The organism is Rhizobium sp. BK379 (genome assembly GCF_014193955.1).
Lineage (GTDB): Bacteria > Pseudomonadota > Alphaproteobacteria > Rhizobiales > Rhizobiaceae > Rhizobium.
In genome coordinates, this window is sequence record NZ_JACIAD010000001.1 from 1,569,707 (window position 1) to 1,587,328 (window position 17,622).

Genomic DNA, 17,622 nt, shown 5'->3' on the forward strand with positions numbered 1-17,622 from the left:
CACAGTCGGAGCATCGTGCGGTTAACCCATCCTTTCCAATCGTGGTTAACAAATTCTAAACGCGCCCGCCGAAATTGCGGTCCGCATTTTTCACATCATCAAAAAATGGGATGGCCCGAAGCGCGAAAAACAACAAAAAAGCCCGGAAAACCGAGGTTTTCCGGGCCAGTTTAGAGGTCCGCCTTTATCTGTTCAGAAGCAATCCTTAAACAGGGTCTTGGTATTTTCGAGCGTCAATGCAACCGGATTGCCACCAGCACTCGGATCTTCGATCGCCATTGCGGCCAGTTCGTCGATCCGGTCGGGGGTGATTCCCATCGCAGTGAGATTTTCGGGCACGCCGAGTTCGGAGCGCAGCTTCAGCACGTAGTCGTAGAAGCCGTCGAAACCGCCGGATATGCCGAGATAGGCAGCCGCACGCGCAATCTTCTCTTCAATAGCCGAGCGGTTGAAGCGCAGCACCGCGGGCATGACGACGGCATTGGTCATGCCATGATGGGTATTGTAAACCGCGCCGATCGGATGCGAGAGCGCATGAATGGCGCCAAGCCCCTTCTGGAACGCAACAGCGCCCATGGCGGCTGCCGACATCATGTTGGCGCGGGCTTCCAGATCCGTACCTTCCTTGTAGGCGCGCGGCAGGAATTCCTTGACGAGGCGCATGCCTTCCAGCGCGATGCCGGCTGACATCGGGTGATAGAAAGGCGAAGAATAGGCCTCCAGGCAGTGCGCGAAGGCATCCATGCCGGTGCCGGCCGTGATGATCTTCGGCATGCCGACCGTCAGTTCCGGATCGGCGATGACGACGCCCGGCAGGAATTTCGGATGGAAGATGATCTTCTTCACATGCGTTGCGGAATTGGTGATGACGCTGGCACGGCCGACTTCCGAACCTGTGCCGGCCGTCGTCGGCACGGCAACGATCGGCGCGATGCCTGCGACATCAGCCCGCGTCCACCAGTCACCGATATCCTCGAAATCCCAGACGGGGCGCGTCTGGCCGACCATGAAGGCCACGCACTTGCCGAGATCGAGACCCGAACCGCCGCCGAAAGCGACGACGCCGTCATGGCCGCCGTCGCGGAAGGCCTTGATACCGGCTTCGAGGTTCTTCTCATTCGGATTCGGATTGACATCGGCAAAGATCGCCCGGCCGAGGCCGGCATCTTCGAGAATGTCGAGCGCGTTCTTGGTGATCGCCATCGCAGCGAGGCCGCGGTCGGTGACGAGCAGCGGCTTCTTTATGCCGAGGCTCTTGCAGGCGTCTGCGAGTTCCTTGATGCGTCCGCGGCCGAGCTTGACGGATGTCGGATAGCTCCAGTTGGCGGTGATGTTGGCGCTGCTCATGCTGTGACTTTCTTCAGGTGGTAGGATTTCGGGCGCGTCAGATTGTGGAAGCCGATGATCGACAACGAGCCGCCGCGGCCGGTTTCCTTGACGCCGGTCCAGCAGAGAGCCGGATCGAGATAATCGGCGCGGTTCATGAAGACGGTGCCGGTTTCGATGTCGCGGCCGAGCCGCCCTGCCCGCTCCGCGTCCTTGGTCCAGAGCGACGCCGTCAGCCCGTACTGGCTGTCATTCATCAGCGCCAGCGCCTCATCGTCGTTCTTCACCTTCATGATGCCGACGGCCGGGCCGAAGGTTTCTTCGCGCATGAAGGCCATGGAATGATCGACATTGACGAGGATCTGCGGTGCCAGATAGGCGCCGCCGTCATCGGCCGGGAAGAGCTTGGGATCGACGAGCGCCTTGGCGCCCTTGCCGACGGCATCGGCGATCTGCTCGCGCACCACCTTGGCGAAGCGCTTGTGCGCCATCGGGCCGAGCGATGTCTCCGGATCGAGCGGATTGCCGAGCTTGTAGTTCGAAACCCAGGCAACCGACTTCTCGACGAAGGCGTCATAGAGCGATTCATGCACATAGATGCGCTCGATGCCGCAGCAGCACTGGCCGGAATTATAGGTCGCGCCATCCATCAGCGTATCGACGGCAGCGTCGAGATCCGCATCTTCCATCACATAACCCGGATCCTTGCCGCCGAGCTCGAGGCCGAGACCGGTAAAGGTGCCGGCCGCAGCCCGCTCCATCGAGCGGCCGCCTTCGACCGAGCCGGTGAAGTTGACGAAGTTGAAGCTGCCGGCGGCGATCAGCGCCGAGGTCGTCTCATGATCGAGGAACACGTTCTGGAACACATCCTCGGGAACACCCGCCTCGACGAAAGCCTGCACCAGCCGCTCGCCGACGAGCAACGTCTGCGAGGCATGCTTGAGCACGACAGTGTTGCCGGCCATCAGCGCCGGCGCAATCGTGTTGATCGCCGTCATGTAAGGATAGTTCCAGGGGGCAACGACGAAGACGACGCCATGGGCTTCGCGCTCGATCCGGCGCTCGAACTTGTCGCTTTCCTCGACGACGAGAGGCGCGAGCGCATCGGCCGCAATCGAGGCGACATAATTGGAACGCTCGTTGAAGCCCCGATATTCGCCGCCATACTTGATCGGCCGGCCCATCTGCCAGGCAAGCTCGGGCACGACGACGTCGGACATCTCGTTGAGACGGGCGACACCTTTCAGCACCAGCTGGACACGATCTTCTAGCGGGCGCCTGGCCCAGGTCTTCTGCGCCTTGCGCGCACGCGCAACGGTTTCCTTCGCCGCTTCAAGCGAAAGCGCCGGACGCTCCGCATAAACAGAGCCGTCGATCGGCGAAATGCATTGGATCATTGTCATGATCTGAATCCTGTTTTCTTCTGAGCCGCAGGGAAAGACACCATGACCGATCCCCGAGAAGGAATCCGGTCAGGCGGTTTTCCGCTTCGGATATGTTCTTAAGCTCTCTCGAAGCCGCGCGCCACTTCCCAATCGGTGATGCGGCGGTCGTATTCTTCCTGCTCCCATTCGGCAGCGCGGGTATAGTGATCGATGACCTCGTCACCGAAGGCTGTGCGCAGCATCTCCGATTCCGTCATCGCCTTGGTCGCAGCCCGCAGCGTACGCGGGATTTCGCGGATATCCTTGCCGAAATAGGCGTCACCCACATAGGGCGCCTCCAGTTCCAGCTTCTTCTCGATGCCGTCGATACCGGCGGCAAGCAGGGCTGCGAAGGCAAGGTAAGGATTGAGGTCGGAGCCGCCGACGCGGCATTCGATACGAATTCCCTTGGTCTCCTCGCCGCAGAGACGGTAGCCGGCCGTACGATTGTCCTTGCTCCAGACGGCCTTGGTGGGCGCGAAGGTACCGGCCATGAAGCGCTTGTAGGAATTGATATAGGGCGCCAGGAAATAGGTGATCTCGCTCGCATGGCTGAGCAGCCCGGCAATATAGTGCTGCATCAGCGGCGACATGCCGTGATGGCCGGTATGATCGAAGAAGAGCGGCTTTTCTTCGAGACTCCAGAGTGACTGATGGATATGCGATGAGCTGCCGGCGGCATTGTAGTGCCACTTGGCGAGGAAGGTGATCGCCTTGCCCTTCGACCAGGCGATTTCCTTGCAGCCGTTCTTGATGATCGCATGGCGGTCGGCCATGGCGAGTGCATCGGCATAACGCACGTTGATTTCTTCCTGGCCGGCAGATGCCTCACCCTTGGAATTTTCGACCGGAATGCCGGCTCCCTGCAGGCCCTTGCGGATCGCCCGCATGACCTCTTCTTCCTTGGTCGTCTGGAAGATGTGGTAATCTTCATTATAGGCGCTGGCGAGTTTCAGGTCGCGGTAACCCGACGCCTGCGCCGCCTCATAGGTCTGGTCGAAGAGGAAGAATTCGAGTTCGGAGGCCATGTAGGCCTTCATCCCCATGTCTTCGAGCCGCTTGACCTGCTTCTTCAGGATCGCGCGGGGCGAATGGGCCACTTCCTCATGCGTATGATGATCCAGCACGTCGCAGAGAACGAGGGCCGTGCCTTCGAGCCAGGGAATGACCCGCAGCGTCGAAAGATCGGGCTTCATCGTGTAGTCGCCATAACCTTTTTCCCAGCTGGTCGCCTTGTAGCCGGAGACGGTCTCCATCTCCATATCGGTCGCCTGGAGGTAGTTGCAGCTGTGCGTTTCCTTCCAGGCACTTTCGAGGAAGAATTCGGCCTGGAAGCGCTTGCCCATCAGGCGCCCCTGCATGTCCACCTGGCAGGCCAGCACCGTATCGATGCGCCCGTCGGCAACGTCCTGTCTGAGATCGTCGAGAGTATAGTTGCTCATGATGTATCCGCCTGAAATTGAACTTGGAAATCGGGACAACGAAACGGCATGCGACGCCGGGATCAACCCATCCGATGCCTTTTCGTTGAACCGTGAGGGGGCCGCGTGACGCGGCCCCGCCATGTGAGAGGGAAGCCTTGATCTATCAGTGTTCGCCGACAGCCTTTTCGGCCGCTGCGATTTCGGCCTGGCGTCGTGCCACTTCCTCGCCGATCGGCGGCCCCTTGAAGCGGCGGCTTTCGAAGCCAAACCAGACAATGCCGGTCAGAACCAGGAAGCCGACCGTCACATAGAGTGCCGGTCCGTTCGGCGGTTGAATGCCGAGTACGAAGATCAGGATCATCGCGAGGATCGAGAGAACCGCGAAGAGCTTGAACATGCCTTCGCCGAGGTTCCACGGACCCATCTTGTCCCACTTCGACGTGCCCCAGGCAAAGAGGCCGAGTGCGATCGGGATCGCGAAGGAGAAGAATAGGAAGATGACCGTGCACGACACGACGATCGTGTAAACTGGCGTCTCGCCGATCGAAACGAGCGACGAGCCCCAGACGAAGAGCACCGAGAGGATCGAGCCCGTCCAGATGGCGGCAACCGGCGTGCGGTAGTTCGGGCTGACCTTCGACAGTCCCTTCGATGCCGGCAGGCCGCCGTCACGCGAGAAGGCGAAGATCATGCGTGAGACCGAAGTGACGGTCGCAAGACCGCACAGCCACTGGCTGATGAGGATCGCGAAGTAGAGAATGTCCTTCACGGTCGAATTGACCTGCGTGTCCATCGCCCAGAAGAACACGTTCCAGCCCTGCTTTGCAGCATCGTCCATGTTCGGCAGCATGAGCACGAAGGAGCACAGCATGATGTAGCCGAAGAGCGCCGACCAGAGGACGGAAGAGACCATACCGCGCGGAACGGAATGCGCCGCCTTGACCGTTTCTTCCGACGTATGGGCCGAAGCGTCATAGCCGGTGATCGTATAGATCGGCAGCAGCAGGCCGAGCAGGAAGACCCAGAGGCCCGAGGTCGAGGGCCAGACATTGCCGCCCGCTTCGCCCGAATAGTTGGCGAAGGTGAAGAGCCGGCCGAACTCGTAAGACGGCGCCGAAATCAGGCACACCGCGGCAAGCGCGATAGAGGTCGCGAAGATGAGATAGCCCGAGAAATCGGTGAGCTTGGCCGTGAGGCCGATACCCATATGGTTCACGAGGGCCTGCGCGCCGGTGATGATCACCAGGAAGACGATGCGCACCGTCGTCGTGTCCGTCAGGCCGAGATAGCTCGTGCCGAACGTGCCCATGAAGAAATAATAGGTACCGACATTGATGGCGCCGAGAACGGTGACGAGGCCGAGCAGGTTGAACCAGGCGGTCAGCCAGCCGGTGAAGCGGTTACCGAGGATCGAACCCCAGTGATAAAGCCCGCCTGCCGTCGGATAGGCGGAGCTGATCTGCGCCATCGCAACGGCGAACACCAGCGAGACGAAGCAGCCGAGCGGCCAGCCGATACCGATCGCGGCACCGCCTGCACCCGCGGTTGCCTGCGCGAGCGAGTTGATGCCGCCCGACAGGATGCAGATGATCGAGAAGGATACGGCAAAGTTCGAGAACGAGCTCATGCGTCGTTCAAGTTCCTGGGCATAGCCCATGGAATGCAGGATGCTCATATCCTGCTTCTTATCATTTTCGGAATAGTCCGACATGACTTCCCCCTGTTGACAATCGCCCGCGGAATTGCGGCCGATCCTGTGCCAAAAGTGCCCGTGGCTTTTCGCCTTGCGGGCTGTTCGCAGTTAAACTGCTCCCCGGGGTCTTCTTTTATTCAGGCATCCAGACTCTGCTGGAGAAGCCTTGTGAGATAGTCGGCCACGACCCCTTGGCCGGTATCTTCACTGATAAGGTCGTTACGGACCTCGATCATGACATTGCGAAGCCCGTTGGAAATGCCGTGCAGGATCAGCGTGTGGGTCACGCCGTCAGCAGGCCCGTAGGGTTCGTTGCGTTCTGTACGATAAAGCGGCGCCTCGGCCGCAAAATCCAGCATGCGGTCGGCGAGACGGCTGTCCTCGTCATGGAGGATGCCGAGTTCGACGGCGCGCTGCTTTCCATTATAGACCGGAGTGAAGCTGTGGATCGTCACGATGACGCTATCCTGCCCCCTCGCCTGCCGATCCCGGATCAAGGCGCGCACGCCATCATGGAACGGCAGGTAAAGCGCCTCCGTGCGGGCCAGGCGCTCGCCCTCACTCAAATCCTTGTTACCCGGAATCGCATAGATCTCGCTGACCTCGGGCATGGCGCCCGGCGAGCTCGGCGGCCGATTGCAGTCATAGATCAGGCGCGAGAAGCGCTGGTAGATGAGCGTTGCATCGAGCGCTGCGGAAATGGCGCGCGCAACCGCAAGGGCGCCTGGATCCCAGGCGATATGGCTGGAAAGCGCTTCCTCGGAGAGGCCCAGATCGCCGAAATGTTCAGGAAGCGTGCGCGATGCATGCTCGCAGATAAGCAGCACGGGACTCTTGCCGTGGACACGCTCGATTGCAACGCAATCGCCGTCCGCCTCGCTGAGAATTTTGGCCTGAGCCAGCACCAACGGCGCTTCCCCCATCGCTTAATAAATTCTTTACAAGAAAAGAATTCTTCAGCTTCACCGCAGTGTCAAGCGCACTCTGAAAATTTCTTTTCATGACAGTTATTGACATGGATTGTGACAGCGTTGTTAACTTTCAGTGGGAAAGTGGCACTAGACCATCCCGGGGAGCAAAATCACGTGAGTGTCGCGGCAAAGACCGTTTCGGACGTCATTCATTCGCATTTCGGCGTGCTCACGCGCGCCGAGAAGCAATTGGCTGAAAGCCTTCTCGACAACTATCCCGTCTCAGGTCTCGGCAGCATCACCACCATCGCTGAAAATGCCGGCGTTTCCACGCCGACAGTCGTGCGCATGGTCCAGAAGCTCGGCTACAAGGGCTATCCGGATTTCCAGCAGCATCTGCATCAGGAAGTCGAGGCGACGATCTCCAACCCGATCGCCAAGCACGACCGCTGGGCCCAGAACGCGCCAGGCACCCATATATTGAACCGCTTCGCCGATGCCATCATGGGCAATCTGCGGCAGACGCTTTCCGATCTCGACACAGCGACCTTCGACAATGTCGCCACCCTGCTCTCGGATCGCAAGCGCACGCTCTATTTCGTCGGCGGACGCATCACCGGCGCCCTGGCCGAATACTTCTTTACCCATATGCAGGTCATTCGCCCGAACACGGCGCTGTTGTCGTCCAATTCGTCGAGCTGGCCCCAATACGTCCTCAACATGAACCCGGGCGATCTGCTCATCATCTTCGATATCCGCCGCTACGAGCAGGAGATGGTGAGCCTGGCCACCGCCGCCCGCAAGCGCGGCGCCGAAATCATAGTCTTCACCGACCAATGGGCCTCACCCGCCGCCAAGCTCGCACGGCACGTCTTCCGCGTGCAGATCGAGGCGCCGTCGGCCTGGGATTCCTCCGTTGTGACACTCTTCATTGTCGAGGCGCTCATCGAAGCGGTGCAGAACTCGACCTGGGACGAAACGAAGGAACGCATGAAAACGCTGGAAGGCCTGTTCGAACAAACCCGGCTTTTCCGCAAACCCGGTTAGGAGGGACAGCTAAAAAAAGGGCAAAAACAATGGCGGCTTTCGCGGAAACAGGACAGCCTGTCGCAAATGAAACATTTGCCGCAAGCGACTGCTATTCATAGAAAAATTAACGTCATGCAACTGTCACACAAGCTTCATCTAACGACAGTAACAGCACATCGGACACTGAAAACCTGAAGGAGAACAACAGTGATCTCTAACATTTCTCGACTGCTTTCGCTTTCTACTGCGATGATCGTAGCTTCGACTGCGATCGCAGCCGCTGAACCGAGCGCCGATCTTATCGCTGCCGCCAAGAAGGAAGGCACGCTGACGACGATCGCTCTCCCGCATGACTGGTGCGGCTACGGCGATGTTATCGCAGGCTTCAAGGCGAAGTACGGTATCGAAGTCAACGAACTGAACCCGGACGCCGGTTCGGGCGACGAAATCGAAGCCATCAAGGCCAACAAGGGCAACACCGGCCCGCAGGCTCCTGACGTGATCGACGTTGGCCTCTCCTTCGGCCCGTCTGCAAAGGCTGAAGGCCTGATCCAGCCCTACAAGGTTTCCACCTGGGACTCTATCCCGGACACCGCCAAGGACGCCGACGGCTTCTGGTATGGCGATTATTACGGCGTTCTCTCCTTCCTCATCAACAAGGATCTCGTCAAGGAATCCCCGGCTGATTGGGCTGACCTTCTGAAGAGCGATTACGCAAACTCGGTTGCCCTCGCCGGCGACCCGCGCACCGCCAACCAGGCAGTTCAGGGCGTTTATGCGGCCGGTCTGTCGCGCAGCAATGGCGATGCGGCAAAGGCTGGCGACGAAGGTCTCAAGTTCTTCGCCGAACTGAACAAGGCCGGCAACTTCGTACCGGTTACGGGTAAAGCCGCACCGTTTGCACAGGGCTCGACGCCGATCATCATCTCCTGGGACTACAATGCTCTGTCCTGGGGTGAGAGCCTGAAGGGCAACCCTCCGTTTGAAGTCGTCGTTCCGAAGACGGGCGTTGTCGCAGGCGTGTACGTTCAGGCGATCTCCGCCTTCGCACCGCATCCGAACGCTGCCAAGCTCTGGATGGAATATCTTTACTCGGACGAAGGTCAGATCGGCTGGCTGAAGGGCTATTGCCACCCGATCCGCTTCAACGATCTTGCCAAGAACAACAAGATCCCGAAGGAACTCCTCGACAAGCTGCCGCCGGCAGCGGCCTATGAAAAGGCTGTTTTCCCGACTCTTGAGGAACAGGCTGCCGGCAAGGAAGCCATCAGCAAGAACTGGGATTCTGTCGTCGGCGCCATCGTCAAGTAACACCTGATCCTGCCTCCTCGCCTCAGGGCGGGGAGGTTTTCTCACTCCGACGCCCCAGGATGAGCTTTCCATGAGTACCGTTTCAACACCTATGGTAAGCAGCGCCCCCTTGATCAACAAAGACCGCGTGATCGACTGGCTGGGCATTGCACCCTTCATTATTTTTTCACTACTGTTCCTGATTATCCCCACGCTTTATCTCGTGGCGGGCGCGTTCTTGACGCCCGAGGGCGAACTCACGCTGAAGAATATCGGCGATCTCTTTACGCCATCCATTTTGAGCGCTTACTGGATCAGTATCCGCGTCTCGGTGGCGTCCGCCCTTGGCGGCGCCCTGATCGGTTTTTTCCTCGCCTGGGCCGTCGTGCTCGGCGGCCTGCCGAACTCGGTGCGCTCGACGCTTCTGACATTCTCCGGCGTAGCCTCGAATTTCGCCGGGGTACCGCTCGCCTTCGCCTTTCTCGCAACGCTCGGCCGCACCGGCCTTGTGACCCTCTTCCTGCGCGACTGGTTTGGCTTCAACCTTTACGGCACCGGCTTCAACCTCCTCTCGTTCTTCGGCCTCACCATCACCTACATGTATTTCCAGATCCCGCTGATGGTGCTGATCCTGACGCCGGCGTTGGACGGTATGAAGAAGGAATGGCGCGAAGCCTCTGAAATTCTCGGCGCTACCAACCGTCAATATTGGACGATGGTTGCCCTGCCGATCCTCTGGCCGAGCCTGCTCGGTACCACGCTGCTGCTCTTTGCCAACGCTTTCGGCGCCATTGCCACCGCTTTCGCGCTGACCGGCAGTTCATTGAACATCGTGCCGATCCTGCTCTATGCGCAGATCCGCGGCGACGTTCTGCACAATGCCAACCTCGGTTACGCGATCGCGCTCGGCATGATCGTCATAACCGGCGTATCCAATGTCCTTTATCTCATGCTGCGCATGCGCGCCGAACGGTGGCAGAAATGAAAGCTCAACGTCTCGGAGCCTGGATCGCCATCATTCTCGGCGCGTCCTATTTCATCATCCCGCTGATCGGCACGATCGAATTCTCGCTGCGCATGCGCCGCGGCACCTATAGCTTCGATGCCTATCAGTCAGTCTTCTCGGACGCTCAGTTCCGCGAGACCTTCGGCTACTCCATGGGAATGGCGTTTCTGACCATCATCTTCGGCATGCTGCTCGTCGTGCCGACAGCCTACTGGGTGCGGCTGCGCCTACCGCAGATGCGTCCGGTCGTCGAATTCATCACACTGCTACCGCTCGTCATTCCGGCGATTGTCATCGTTTTCGGCTACCTCAGGATGTACAATTCATCGTCCTATCTGCCGCTGACGAATTCGTCGATGGGCACCAACGTCCTGCTGGTTTTCTCTTACATCACCTTGTCGCTGCCCTACATGTACCGCGCGGTCGATACAGCCATGCGCGCCATCGACGTCCGCACACTGACGGAGGCGGCTGAAAGCCTCGGCGCTCGCTGGACCACCATCATGTTCAAGTGCATTTTCCCGAATGTCATGAGCGGCGTGCTCTCGGGCGCTTTCATCACGCTCGCGATCGTCATGGGCGAATTCACCTTCGCCGCGCTCCTCAACCGTCCGGCCTTTGGCCCCTATCTGCAGCTCGTCGGCGCCAACAAGGCTTATGAGCCTTCTGCGCTCGCCGTTATCGCATTTTCGATCACCTGGCTCAGCATGGGCCTGCTCAATCTCGTTTCGCGCTTTGGCAAAGCCCGCCCGGCTAAAGCATAAGGTATTTGGCTCATGTCCTTTCTTACGCTGACCAACATTCAGAAATCCTTCGGCCAGACCCAGGTCGTCAAGAACTTCAACATGAACATCGAGAAAGGGGAATTCGTTTCCTTCCTCGGCCCGTCGGGCTGCGGCAAGACGACCGTGCTGCGCATGATCGCCGGTTTCGAGACGCCGACCGGCGGCACGCTGACGATCAACGGCAAGGACCAGCGCGCCCTGAAGCCGAACCAGCGCAACATCGGCATGGTCTTCCAGGCCTACGCCCTTTTTCCGAACATGACGGTGCATGACAACGTCGCTTTCGGCATGAAGGTCGCGGGCGCTGCGAAGCCGGAGATTGACAAGCGCGTCAAGGAAATGCTCGGCCTGATCAAGCTCGATCACCTGGCGGACCGCTTCCCCTACCAGATGTCGGGCGGCCAGCAGCAGCGCGTCGCACTTGCCCGCGCCCTTGCGGTCAAGCCGCAGGTTCTGCTGCTCGACGAACCGCTCTCGGCGCTCGATGCCAAGATCCGCGTGTCGCTGCGCGAGGAAATCCGCCAGATCCAGCAGTCGCTTGGCATCACCACGGTTTTCGTCACGCACGACCAGGAAGAAGCGCTCTCGATCTCCGACCGCATCGTCGTCATGAACGGCGGCAAGGCCGACCAGATCGGCACGCCCTTCGAAATCTACAACACGCCGGCAACGCGCTTCGTCGCCTCCTTCGTCGGCACGCTGAACCTCATCGAAGCCAAGGTCGTCGATCCCGACAGCAACCGCATCCAGATCGGCGATCAGGGCATCACGCTGAAACAGTCGGTCCAGACCTACAAGGCTGGCGACACCGTTCAGCTTGCGCTCCGTCCGGAAGCCGGTTCGCTCGCCGAAGGCGCCCAGAGCGACACCGCCCTGACCGGCGAGGTCGTATCTGCCCACTTCCTGGGTTCGGTCATCCGCACCCGCATGAATGTCGGCGGCAACGTGATCTCCTTCGACATGTTCAACAGCCCCGGCGTCAGGCCGCCGGCCGCTGGCGAGACCGTGACGCTCCGCTTCATGGCCGCCGACCTGCTCGTCATCCGCGACTGATCGAGACGGACTGAAACAAACGAAGGCGCCGCAACGCGGCGCCTTTTGCATGCCTGCTACCTATTTTTCATGAGCCCCTGCCCCTCCGAATATCCAGATCGGGGAGATAGCATCGAAACGGAAGGCAGCGTAAAGACCAAACGGCTTGCCTCGAATCCGGGCAAGCAATACAGACCGGACGGACATCCGCTCGGTCGTTCCACAACGGGGTCTTTCAATGATTACCTGCCATCTGCGATACGTCATCGACCCCTACAAGCTCGCCGAATTCGAACAATACGCCCGGCTCTGGATCCCCATCGTCAACAGGATGGGGGGCGCCCATCACGGCTACTTCCTGCCATCGGAAGGCGCCAACAACATTGCAATTGCGCTGTTTTCCTTCCCTAGCCTTGCCGCTTACGAGGACTACCGCACCCGAATGGCAAGCGACCCGGAATGTCAGGCCGCCTTCGAGCTCGACAAGCGCAACCGCAGCATCATCAGCTATGAGCGCAGTTTCATGCGCCCGGTTCTCGGCTGAGAGCCCCGGAATTTAGTCCAGGCATATCAATCCCGCCGATCGGGTTAGGACAGCACCAGATTCCATAGAATTCGGATATCGGGATCGTTCCGTCGCTGTTGCCCGCCCGCACGGGAGATAGACTGCAGGGCTTGTCTCCATTCATGGATGAGGCTTTGCGCACCGAAGCGATGACACAGTCAATGTCAGCGAAGGATTGGGGCCAACTAACGCTCCTGGGCGCACTTTGGGGCGGGTCCTTCTTCCTCGCCCGCGTCGCCGTGTCCGAAATTCCGCCGTTGGCCCTCGTGCTTTATCGCGTGGCGATTGCCGCGCTGGTCCTGCATCTCTGGTTGAGGCTGCGCGGCATTTCCTTCGCGCCCGTCCTCGCCCGGCCGGGCTCTTTCCTCTGTCTCGGCCTTCTCAACAACGTCATTCCGTTCTCGCTGATCTTCACCGGCCAGACGGAGATCGGCGCCGGTCTCGCCTCGGTCTTTTATGCAACGACACCTCTTTGGACGATCCTGTTAGCAAACACGCTGACGCCGGATGAAAAGATCTCAACCGCGAAGATCGCAGGCGTCGTCATCGGCATCGCGGGCGCCGCCGTCATGATCGGCCCGGGACTTCTGTCCAATCTCGGCGGCCCCACCTGGGCAAAGCTCGCGGTCATCGGAGCCGCTGTCTCCTATGCCTTCGCCGTCGTCTACGCCAGACGCTTCAAAGGCATAAGCCCGACAGTCGTTGCCACCGGCCAGCTGACAGGTGCTGTCATCCTCATGCTGCCGATCGTCTTCATTTTCTACAGCCCGGCCGACATCGTCACATCGTCTGCTCCGATATGGATGGCCGTGCTTTTTCTCGCGATCCTGACGACCGCCTTCGCCTTCATTCTGTATTTCAATCTCATCGCCTCGGCCGGGGCGACCAATGCATCGCTGGTGACGCTGCTGGTGCCTGTCAGCGCGATCCTGCTCGGCACGGTCTTTCTCGGCGAAAGACTGGACACGTTCGAGCTTGGCGGGATGATCCTGATCATGACGAGCCTGATCGTCATCGATGGACGGCTTTTACGGCGCTGATTTGCCTTCAATACCGCCTTAAACAAAAAGCCCCGCTCGATGGCGGGGCTTTTCGTTCCGGTTGCAATCAGCGGATTGCCCTGTCGTTCGCATCGAAGCGGTGAATATGGCTGCCATCCGGCGTCGCATAGACGATCTCATCCGGTTCGTACTTGTGTTCGCCGAAGAGACGTGCGGTCAAGAGACCGCATTGATCCGATTCCAGATAGACGATCGTATCGGCGCCGAGATGCTCGACATGCACGGTCTTGGCCTTCCAGCTACCGCTGTCGCGCGAGAGCGTCAGATGCTCCGGACGAATGCCGACCGTCTTGGCCTGCGCATCGCCGACCTTGTCGGCAGGGATGAAGTTCATTTGCGGCGAGCCGATGAAACCGGCGACGAACGTGTTGGCAGGGCGATTATACAGTTCCATCGGCGAGCCGATCTGCTCGATCGCGCCGGCATTCAGCACCACGATCTTGTCGGCAAGCGTCATGGCTTCCACCTGATCGTGGGTGACATAGATCATCGTCGCCTTCAGGCTGCGATGGAGGCGAGCGATTTCGAGACGCGTCTGCACGCGCAGAGCCGCATCGAGGTTGGAGAGCGGCTCGTCGAAGAGGAAGAGTTCCGGCTCGCGCACGATCGCACGGCCGATCGCCACGCGCTGGCGCTGGCCACCCGAAAGCTCGGCCGGGCGGCGCGCCAGATATTGCTCGAGCGACAGCATGGACGAGGCCTTGGTCACGCGCGTCTCGATTTCATCCTTCGCCGCCCCCGCCTGTTTCAGACCGAGGCCCATATTGTCCTTGACCGTCAGGTGCGGATAAAGCGCATAGGACTGGAACACCATGGCGATGCCGCGCTTGGCCGGCGGCGTCAGCGTCTCGTCGCGGCCATTGATGATGACGGCGCCCGAGGTGACGTCTTCCAGGCCGGCAATGCTGCGCAGCAGGGTCGATTTCCCGCAGCCTGATGGACCGACGAAGATGACGAATTCGCCGTCCTTGACCTCAAGGTCGATGCCCTTCAGCACTTCGTGCTTGCCATAGGCCTTGCGGATGGATTTGAGTTGAAGCGATCCCACTAGTCTTTCCTTATAGTCTAACCGGTCGGCCGGTGCGCACGCTTTCGTCAGCGGCAAGGCAGATGCGCAGCGAGGCCACCGCATCATCCATATGGCGGTTGAGGTCCAGATCCTCGTTGATGGCGCGCAGCACGAAGGCCTGTTCCAGGTCGCAAAGCGCCTGATGGCCGGGCTCGCCTTCCATCGTCATGTCCTGATCGGGACGAACGAACTTGCCGTCAGGCCCGGTCTCCGCCGTATGCAGGCGGATGACGGAGGTTTTTGTATGCGTGTCGATATCGTCGGACTTCGCGTTCGGATCCATGACGATCGAGACGGCGCCGTTCGGCGACATCACATCCTTCACGAAGAAGGCCGTCTCGGAAATCATCGGCCCCCAGCCGGCCTCGTACCAGCCGACGGAACCGTCCTCGTAGAGCACCTGCAGATGGCCGTAATTATACATGTCCGGCGCGATCTCGTTCGACAGGCGCAGGCCCATGCCGCGCACTTCGACCGCCCTTGCATCGGTGATCTGGCACATGACATCGACATAGTGGACGCCGCAATCGACGATCGGCGAGGTCGTCTGCATCAGCGACTTGTGCGTCGCCCAGGTCGGCCCGCTGGACTGCTGATTGAGGTTCATGCGGAAGACATAGGGACCACCGAGCTTCCGCGCCTCCTCGATCAGCTTCTTCCAGGACGGGTGATGACGCAGGATATAGCCGATGACCAGCTTCTTGCCCGCCTTCTTTGCGGCAGCCACGACGCGCTCGGCATCGGCAACGGTCGTTGCCAGTGGCTTTTCGACGAAGACGTCGCAGCCGGCCTCGAAGGCGGCGACGGCATAATCGGCATGGCTGTCGGAATAAGTATTGATCGAGCAGAGATCCGGCTTCAGCTCGGCAAGCGCCGTGATGAAGTCGGGATGGATAGTGTACTGCTCCAGCTCCGGCGCAAGCTGGCTCGGCTTGGAGCGGTTGACGAGGCCAACGATCTCGTAGCCCGGATTGTTGTGATAGGCGAGCGCATGGCTGCGGCCCATATTGCCGAGGCCGGCAACAAGGACACGGATCGGCTTGTCGGATTGGCTCACTTGACGGCTCCCGAGGTAATGCCGCGGATCAGCTGCCGCGAGAAGATGACGTAGAGGACGAGGATCGGCAGGATCGCCAGCGACAGGGCAGCGAGAACCGCATTCCAGTTGGTCACGAACTGGCCGATGAAGATCTGCGAACCGAGCGTCACGGTCTTGGTGGCTTCTGACGGAGCCAGGATCAACGGGAACCACAGATCGTTCCAGATCGGGATCATCGTGAAGACAGCGACCGTCGCCATGGCCGGCCGTACCAACGGCAGCACGAGGCGGAAGAAGATCGCATATTCCGAAAGCCCGTCGATACGCCCGGCATTCTTCAGGTCGTCGGACACGGTGCGCATGAATTCCGAGAGAATGAAGATCGCCAGCGGAATGCCCTGCGCCGTATAGACGAGGATCAGTGCCGTCAGCGTGTTGACGAGACCGGTCGCGACCATGCCCTGCAGGATGGCGACCGTGCCGAGGCGGATCGGGATCATGATGCCGATCGCCATATAGAGACCAACAAGGGTATTGCCCTTGAAACGGTATTCCGACAGCGCAAAGGCGGCCATCGCTCCGAACAGCAGCACAAGGAAGATCGCAACGATCGTTACGATGAAGCTGTTCTGGAAATAGGTGGCGAAGTCACCCTGCCCCAGCACCGTCTGGTAACCAACGAGGCTGAAGGTCGAGGGGGTCGGCACCTGCAGCGGCGACCGGAAGATCGAGTTGCGGTCCTTGAACGAATTCACGATCGTCAGGAACACCGGGAAGATCGCAATCAGCGTGTAGCCGATCAGCGCCAGATGTACGAGGCCGGTGCGGATGGGGGATGTGCGCGCTCTGTTCGACATGGGCTCACACTCCTCAGAACTGGTAGCGGCGCATGCGCCGCTGGATGGCAAAAAGATAGAAGGAGACGCCGGCGAGGATGATCAGGAACATGACCGTCGCGATCGTCGCGCCCATGGAGCGGTCGCCAAGCTGCAGCTGGAAACCGAAGAAGGTGCGGTAGAGCAGAGTGCCCAGAATATCCGTCGACATGTCGGGGCCGGCAAGCGCACCCTGCACGGTATAGATCAGGTCGAAAGCGTTGAAATTTCCGACGAAAGTCAGGATCGAGATGATGCCGATCGCCGGCAGGATCAGCGGCAGCTTGATTTTCCAGAACTGCGCCCAGCCGGTAATGCCGTCGCATTCGGCAGCCTCGATCACTTCCTCGGGAATGCTCAGAAGTGCCGCATAGATCAGCATCATCGGGATGCCGATATATTGCCAGTTCGAGATCAGCGACACCGCGATCAGCGCCGGGCCGGACTGGCCGAGCCAGGGAGCGAAGGCCCACTTGAGGCCGACGAGGCTCATCAGCCAGGGTGCGACACCCCAGATCGGCGACAGGATCAGCTTCCAGATGAAGCCGACAATGACGAAGGAGAGCAGCGTCGGCAGGAAGATAGCAGTGCGGTAGAAGGCAACGAAGCGAAGCCGGGGCGTCGACAGAAGTGCGGCAAGTGCAATCCCGATCGGGTTCTGCACGCACATATGGATGATGAAGAAGATCACGTTGTTGCGCAGCGCATTCCAGAAGTCATGCACCCAGCGGGCATCGCCGAAGAGAACCTTGTAGTTGGCAAAGCCAACGAAGGCCGGTGCGCCATCGACCGTATTGTAGAAGGAAAGTCGGAGCGTTTCGATCAGCGGCAGGATCATGATCGCCGTATAGACGATGAAGGCCGGAAGAAGGAAGATTCCGATATGCCAGCGAATGGGACGCTTGATCGGGATCACGTCGACTGCGGTGTCGGCTTCGCTCATGGCTTTTGCCTGTTTTTATTGGCTGGACCATCAGGCGCAGCGCAGGTGGAAATCTTGCCCCTCATTCCCCTCTCCTTCTTCGGAGAGTCGGACCATGCCCATACCTGAAAACCACGGGCCAGGAGGCGGCTGCGAGTCTCTTGCCCCTCG

16 protein-coding genes are annotated in these 17,622 nt (G+C 59.8%); 7 read left to right on the forward strand and 9 right to left on the reverse strand.

Annotation, left to right across the window (positions count from 1 at the left end):
- Nucleotides 1-192: 192 nt before the first annotated feature.
- The 5 genes from FHT93_RS08095 to FHT93_RS08115 form a co-directional block, all read right to left on the reverse strand.
- Nucleotides 193-1,347, reverse strand: coding sequence for an iron-containing alcohol dehydrogenase (locus FHT93_RS08095; RefSeq protein ID WP_183847002.1), 1,155 nt, complete (start codon nt 1,345-1,347; stop codon nt 193-195).
- Entirely contained in the window at nt 1,344-2,729 is a 1,386-nt protein-coding gene (locus FHT93_RS08100; RefSeq protein ID WP_183847004.1) for an aldehyde dehydrogenase family protein, read from the reverse strand. The genes FHT93_RS08095 and FHT93_RS08100 overlap by 4 nt, the downstream gene beginning before the upstream one ends.
- A gap of 98 nt (nt 2,730-2,827) precedes the next feature.
- Nucleotides 2,828-4,192 (reverse strand): glutamine synthetase family protein, encoded by a 1,365-nt coding sequence (locus FHT93_RS08105; protein ID WP_113205681.1) that lies wholly within the window; start codon nt 4,190-4,192, stop codon nt 2,828-2,830.
- Between the two features lie 145 nt (nt 4,193-4,337).
- Complete coding sequence (locus FHT93_RS08110; protein WP_112541220.1) at nt 4,338-5,885, reverse strand: amino acid permease; 1,548 nt, start codon at nt 5,883-5,885, stop codon at nt 4,338-4,340.
- Between the two features lie 119 nt (nt 5,886-6,004).
- Nucleotides 6,005-6,775: an N-formylglutamate amidohydrolase gene (locus FHT93_RS08115; RefSeq protein ID WP_113016821.1), complete on the reverse strand. Its 771-nt coding sequence runs from the start codon at nt 6,773-6,775 to the stop codon at nt 6,005-6,007.
- A gap of 177 nt (nt 6,776-6,952) precedes the next feature.
- On the opposite strand from FHT93_RS08115, the gene FHT93_RS08120 reads away from it, so the two are divergent.
- From FHT93_RS08120 to FHT93_RS08150, 7 genes are all read left to right on the forward strand, one after another.
- Nucleotides 6,953-7,825 (forward strand): MurR/RpiR family transcriptional regulator, encoded by an 873-nt coding sequence (locus tag FHT93_RS08120; protein WP_112541219.1) that lies wholly within the window; start codon nt 6,953-6,955, stop codon nt 7,823-7,825.
- Nucleotides 7,826-8,014: 189 nt separating this feature from the next.
- On the forward strand, nt 8,015-9,118 hold the full coding sequence (locus tag FHT93_RS08125) for an ABC transporter substrate-binding protein (protein WP_112541218.1): 1,104 nt from the start codon (nt 8,015-8,017) through the stop codon (nt 9,116-9,118).
- A 70-nt stretch (nt 9,119-9,188) separates the two neighbouring features.
- Complete coding sequence (locus tag FHT93_RS08130) at nt 9,189-10,082, forward strand: ABC transporter permease subunit (protein WP_007824097.1); 894 nt, start codon at nt 9,189-9,191, stop codon at nt 10,080-10,082.
- Nucleotides 10,079-10,867: an ABC transporter permease gene (locus FHT93_RS08135; protein ID WP_112541217.1), complete on the forward strand. Its 789-nt coding sequence runs from the start codon at nt 10,079-10,081 to the stop codon at nt 10,865-10,867. The genes FHT93_RS08130 and FHT93_RS08135 overlap by 4 nt, the downstream gene beginning before the upstream one ends.
- A 12-nt stretch (nt 10,868-10,879) precedes the next feature.
- The gene (locus FHT93_RS08140) at nt 10,880-11,941 is read left to right on the forward strand and encodes an ABC transporter ATP-binding protein (protein ID WP_112541216.1); all 1,062 of its coding nucleotides are present in this window, start codon (nt 10,880-10,882) and stop codon (nt 11,939-11,941) included.
- A gap of 217 nt (nt 11,942-12,158) precedes the next feature.
- Nucleotides 12,159-12,464 (forward strand): NIPSNAP family protein, encoded by a 306-nt coding sequence (locus FHT93_RS08145; RefSeq protein WP_112969222.1) that lies wholly within the window; start codon nt 12,159-12,161, stop codon nt 12,462-12,464.
- A gap of 182 nt (nt 12,465-12,646) precedes the next feature.
- Nucleotides 12,647-13,525, forward strand: coding sequence for a DMT family transporter (locus FHT93_RS08150; protein WP_183847006.1), 879 nt, complete (start codon nt 12,647-12,649; stop codon nt 13,523-13,525).
- A gap of 67 nt (nt 13,526-13,592) precedes the next feature.
- Here the strand turns inward: FHT93_RS08150 and FHT93_RS08155 are convergent, their stop codons facing one another.
- From FHT93_RS08155 to FHT93_RS08170, 4 genes are read right to left on the reverse strand one after another with little or no spacing between them, the layout of a single operon-like run.
- Nucleotides 13,593-14,594, reverse strand: a complete 1,002-nt coding sequence (locus FHT93_RS08155; protein WP_112541214.1) for an ABC transporter ATP-binding protein — start codon at nt 14,592-14,594, stop codon at nt 13,593-13,595.
- A gap of 10 nt (nt 14,595-14,604) precedes the next feature.
- Nucleotides 14,605-15,672 carry a Gfo/Idh/MocA family oxidoreductase gene (locus FHT93_RS08160; protein ID WP_183847008.1) on the reverse strand — a complete coding sequence of 356 codons (1,068 nt, stop codon included), beginning with the start codon at nt 15,670-15,672 and terminating at the stop codon, nt 14,605-14,607.
- The gene (locus tag FHT93_RS08165) at nt 15,669-16,511 is read right to left on the reverse strand and encodes a carbohydrate ABC transporter permease (RefSeq protein WP_112541212.1); all 843 of its coding nucleotides are present in this window, start codon (nt 16,509-16,511) and stop codon (nt 15,669-15,671) included. Before FHT93_RS08165 ends, FHT93_RS08160 begins: the two co-directional genes overlap by 4 nt.
- A 13-nt stretch (nt 16,512-16,524) precedes the next feature.
- On the reverse strand, nt 16,525-17,472 hold the full coding sequence (locus FHT93_RS08170; protein ID WP_112541211.1) for a sugar ABC transporter permease: 948 nt from the start codon (nt 17,470-17,472) through the stop codon (nt 16,525-16,527).
- Nucleotides 17,473-17,622 lie beyond the last annotated feature (150 nt).

Coding starts and splice junctions, on each gene's coding strand:
- FHT93_RS08135 (WP_112541217.1), top strand. CDS start 10,079: ATGAAAGCTCAACGTCTCGGAGCCTGGATCGCCATCATTCTCGGCGCG.
- FHT93_RS08165 (WP_112541212.1), bottom strand. CDS start 16,511: ATGTCGAACAGAGCGCGCACATCCCCCATCCGCACCGGCCTCGTACAT.
- FHT93_RS08130 (WP_007824097.1), top strand. CDS start 9,189: ATGAGTACCGTTTCAACACCTATGGTAAGCAGCGCCCCCTTGATCAAC.
- FHT93_RS08095 (WP_183847002.1), bottom strand. CDS start 1,347: ATGAGCAGCGCCAACATCACCGCCAACTGGAGCTATCCGACATCCGTC.
- FHT93_RS08145 (WP_112969222.1), top strand. CDS start 12,159: ATGATTACCTGCCATCTGCGATACGTCATCGACCCCTACAAGCTCGCC.
- FHT93_RS08140 (WP_112541216.1), top strand. CDS start 10,880: ATGTCCTTTCTTACGCTGACCAACATTCAGAAATCCTTCGGCCAGACC.
- FHT93_RS08100 (WP_183847004.1), bottom strand. CDS start 2,729: ATGACAATGATCCAATGCATTTCGCCGATCGACGGCTCTGTTTATGCG.
- FHT93_RS08170 (WP_112541211.1), bottom strand. CDS start 17,472: ATGAGCGAAGCCGACACCGCAGTCGACGTGATCCCGATCAAGCGTCCC.
- FHT93_RS08110 (WP_112541220.1), bottom strand. CDS start 5,885: ATGTCGGACTATTCCGAAAATGATAAGAAGCAGGATATGAGCATCCTG.
- FHT93_RS08105 (WP_113205681.1), bottom strand. CDS start 4,192: ATGAGCAACTATACTCTCGACGATCTCAGACAGGACGTTGCCGACGGG.
- FHT93_RS08150 (WP_183847006.1), top strand. CDS start 12,647: ATGTCAGCGAAGGATTGGGGCCAACTAACGCTCCTGGGCGCACTTTGG.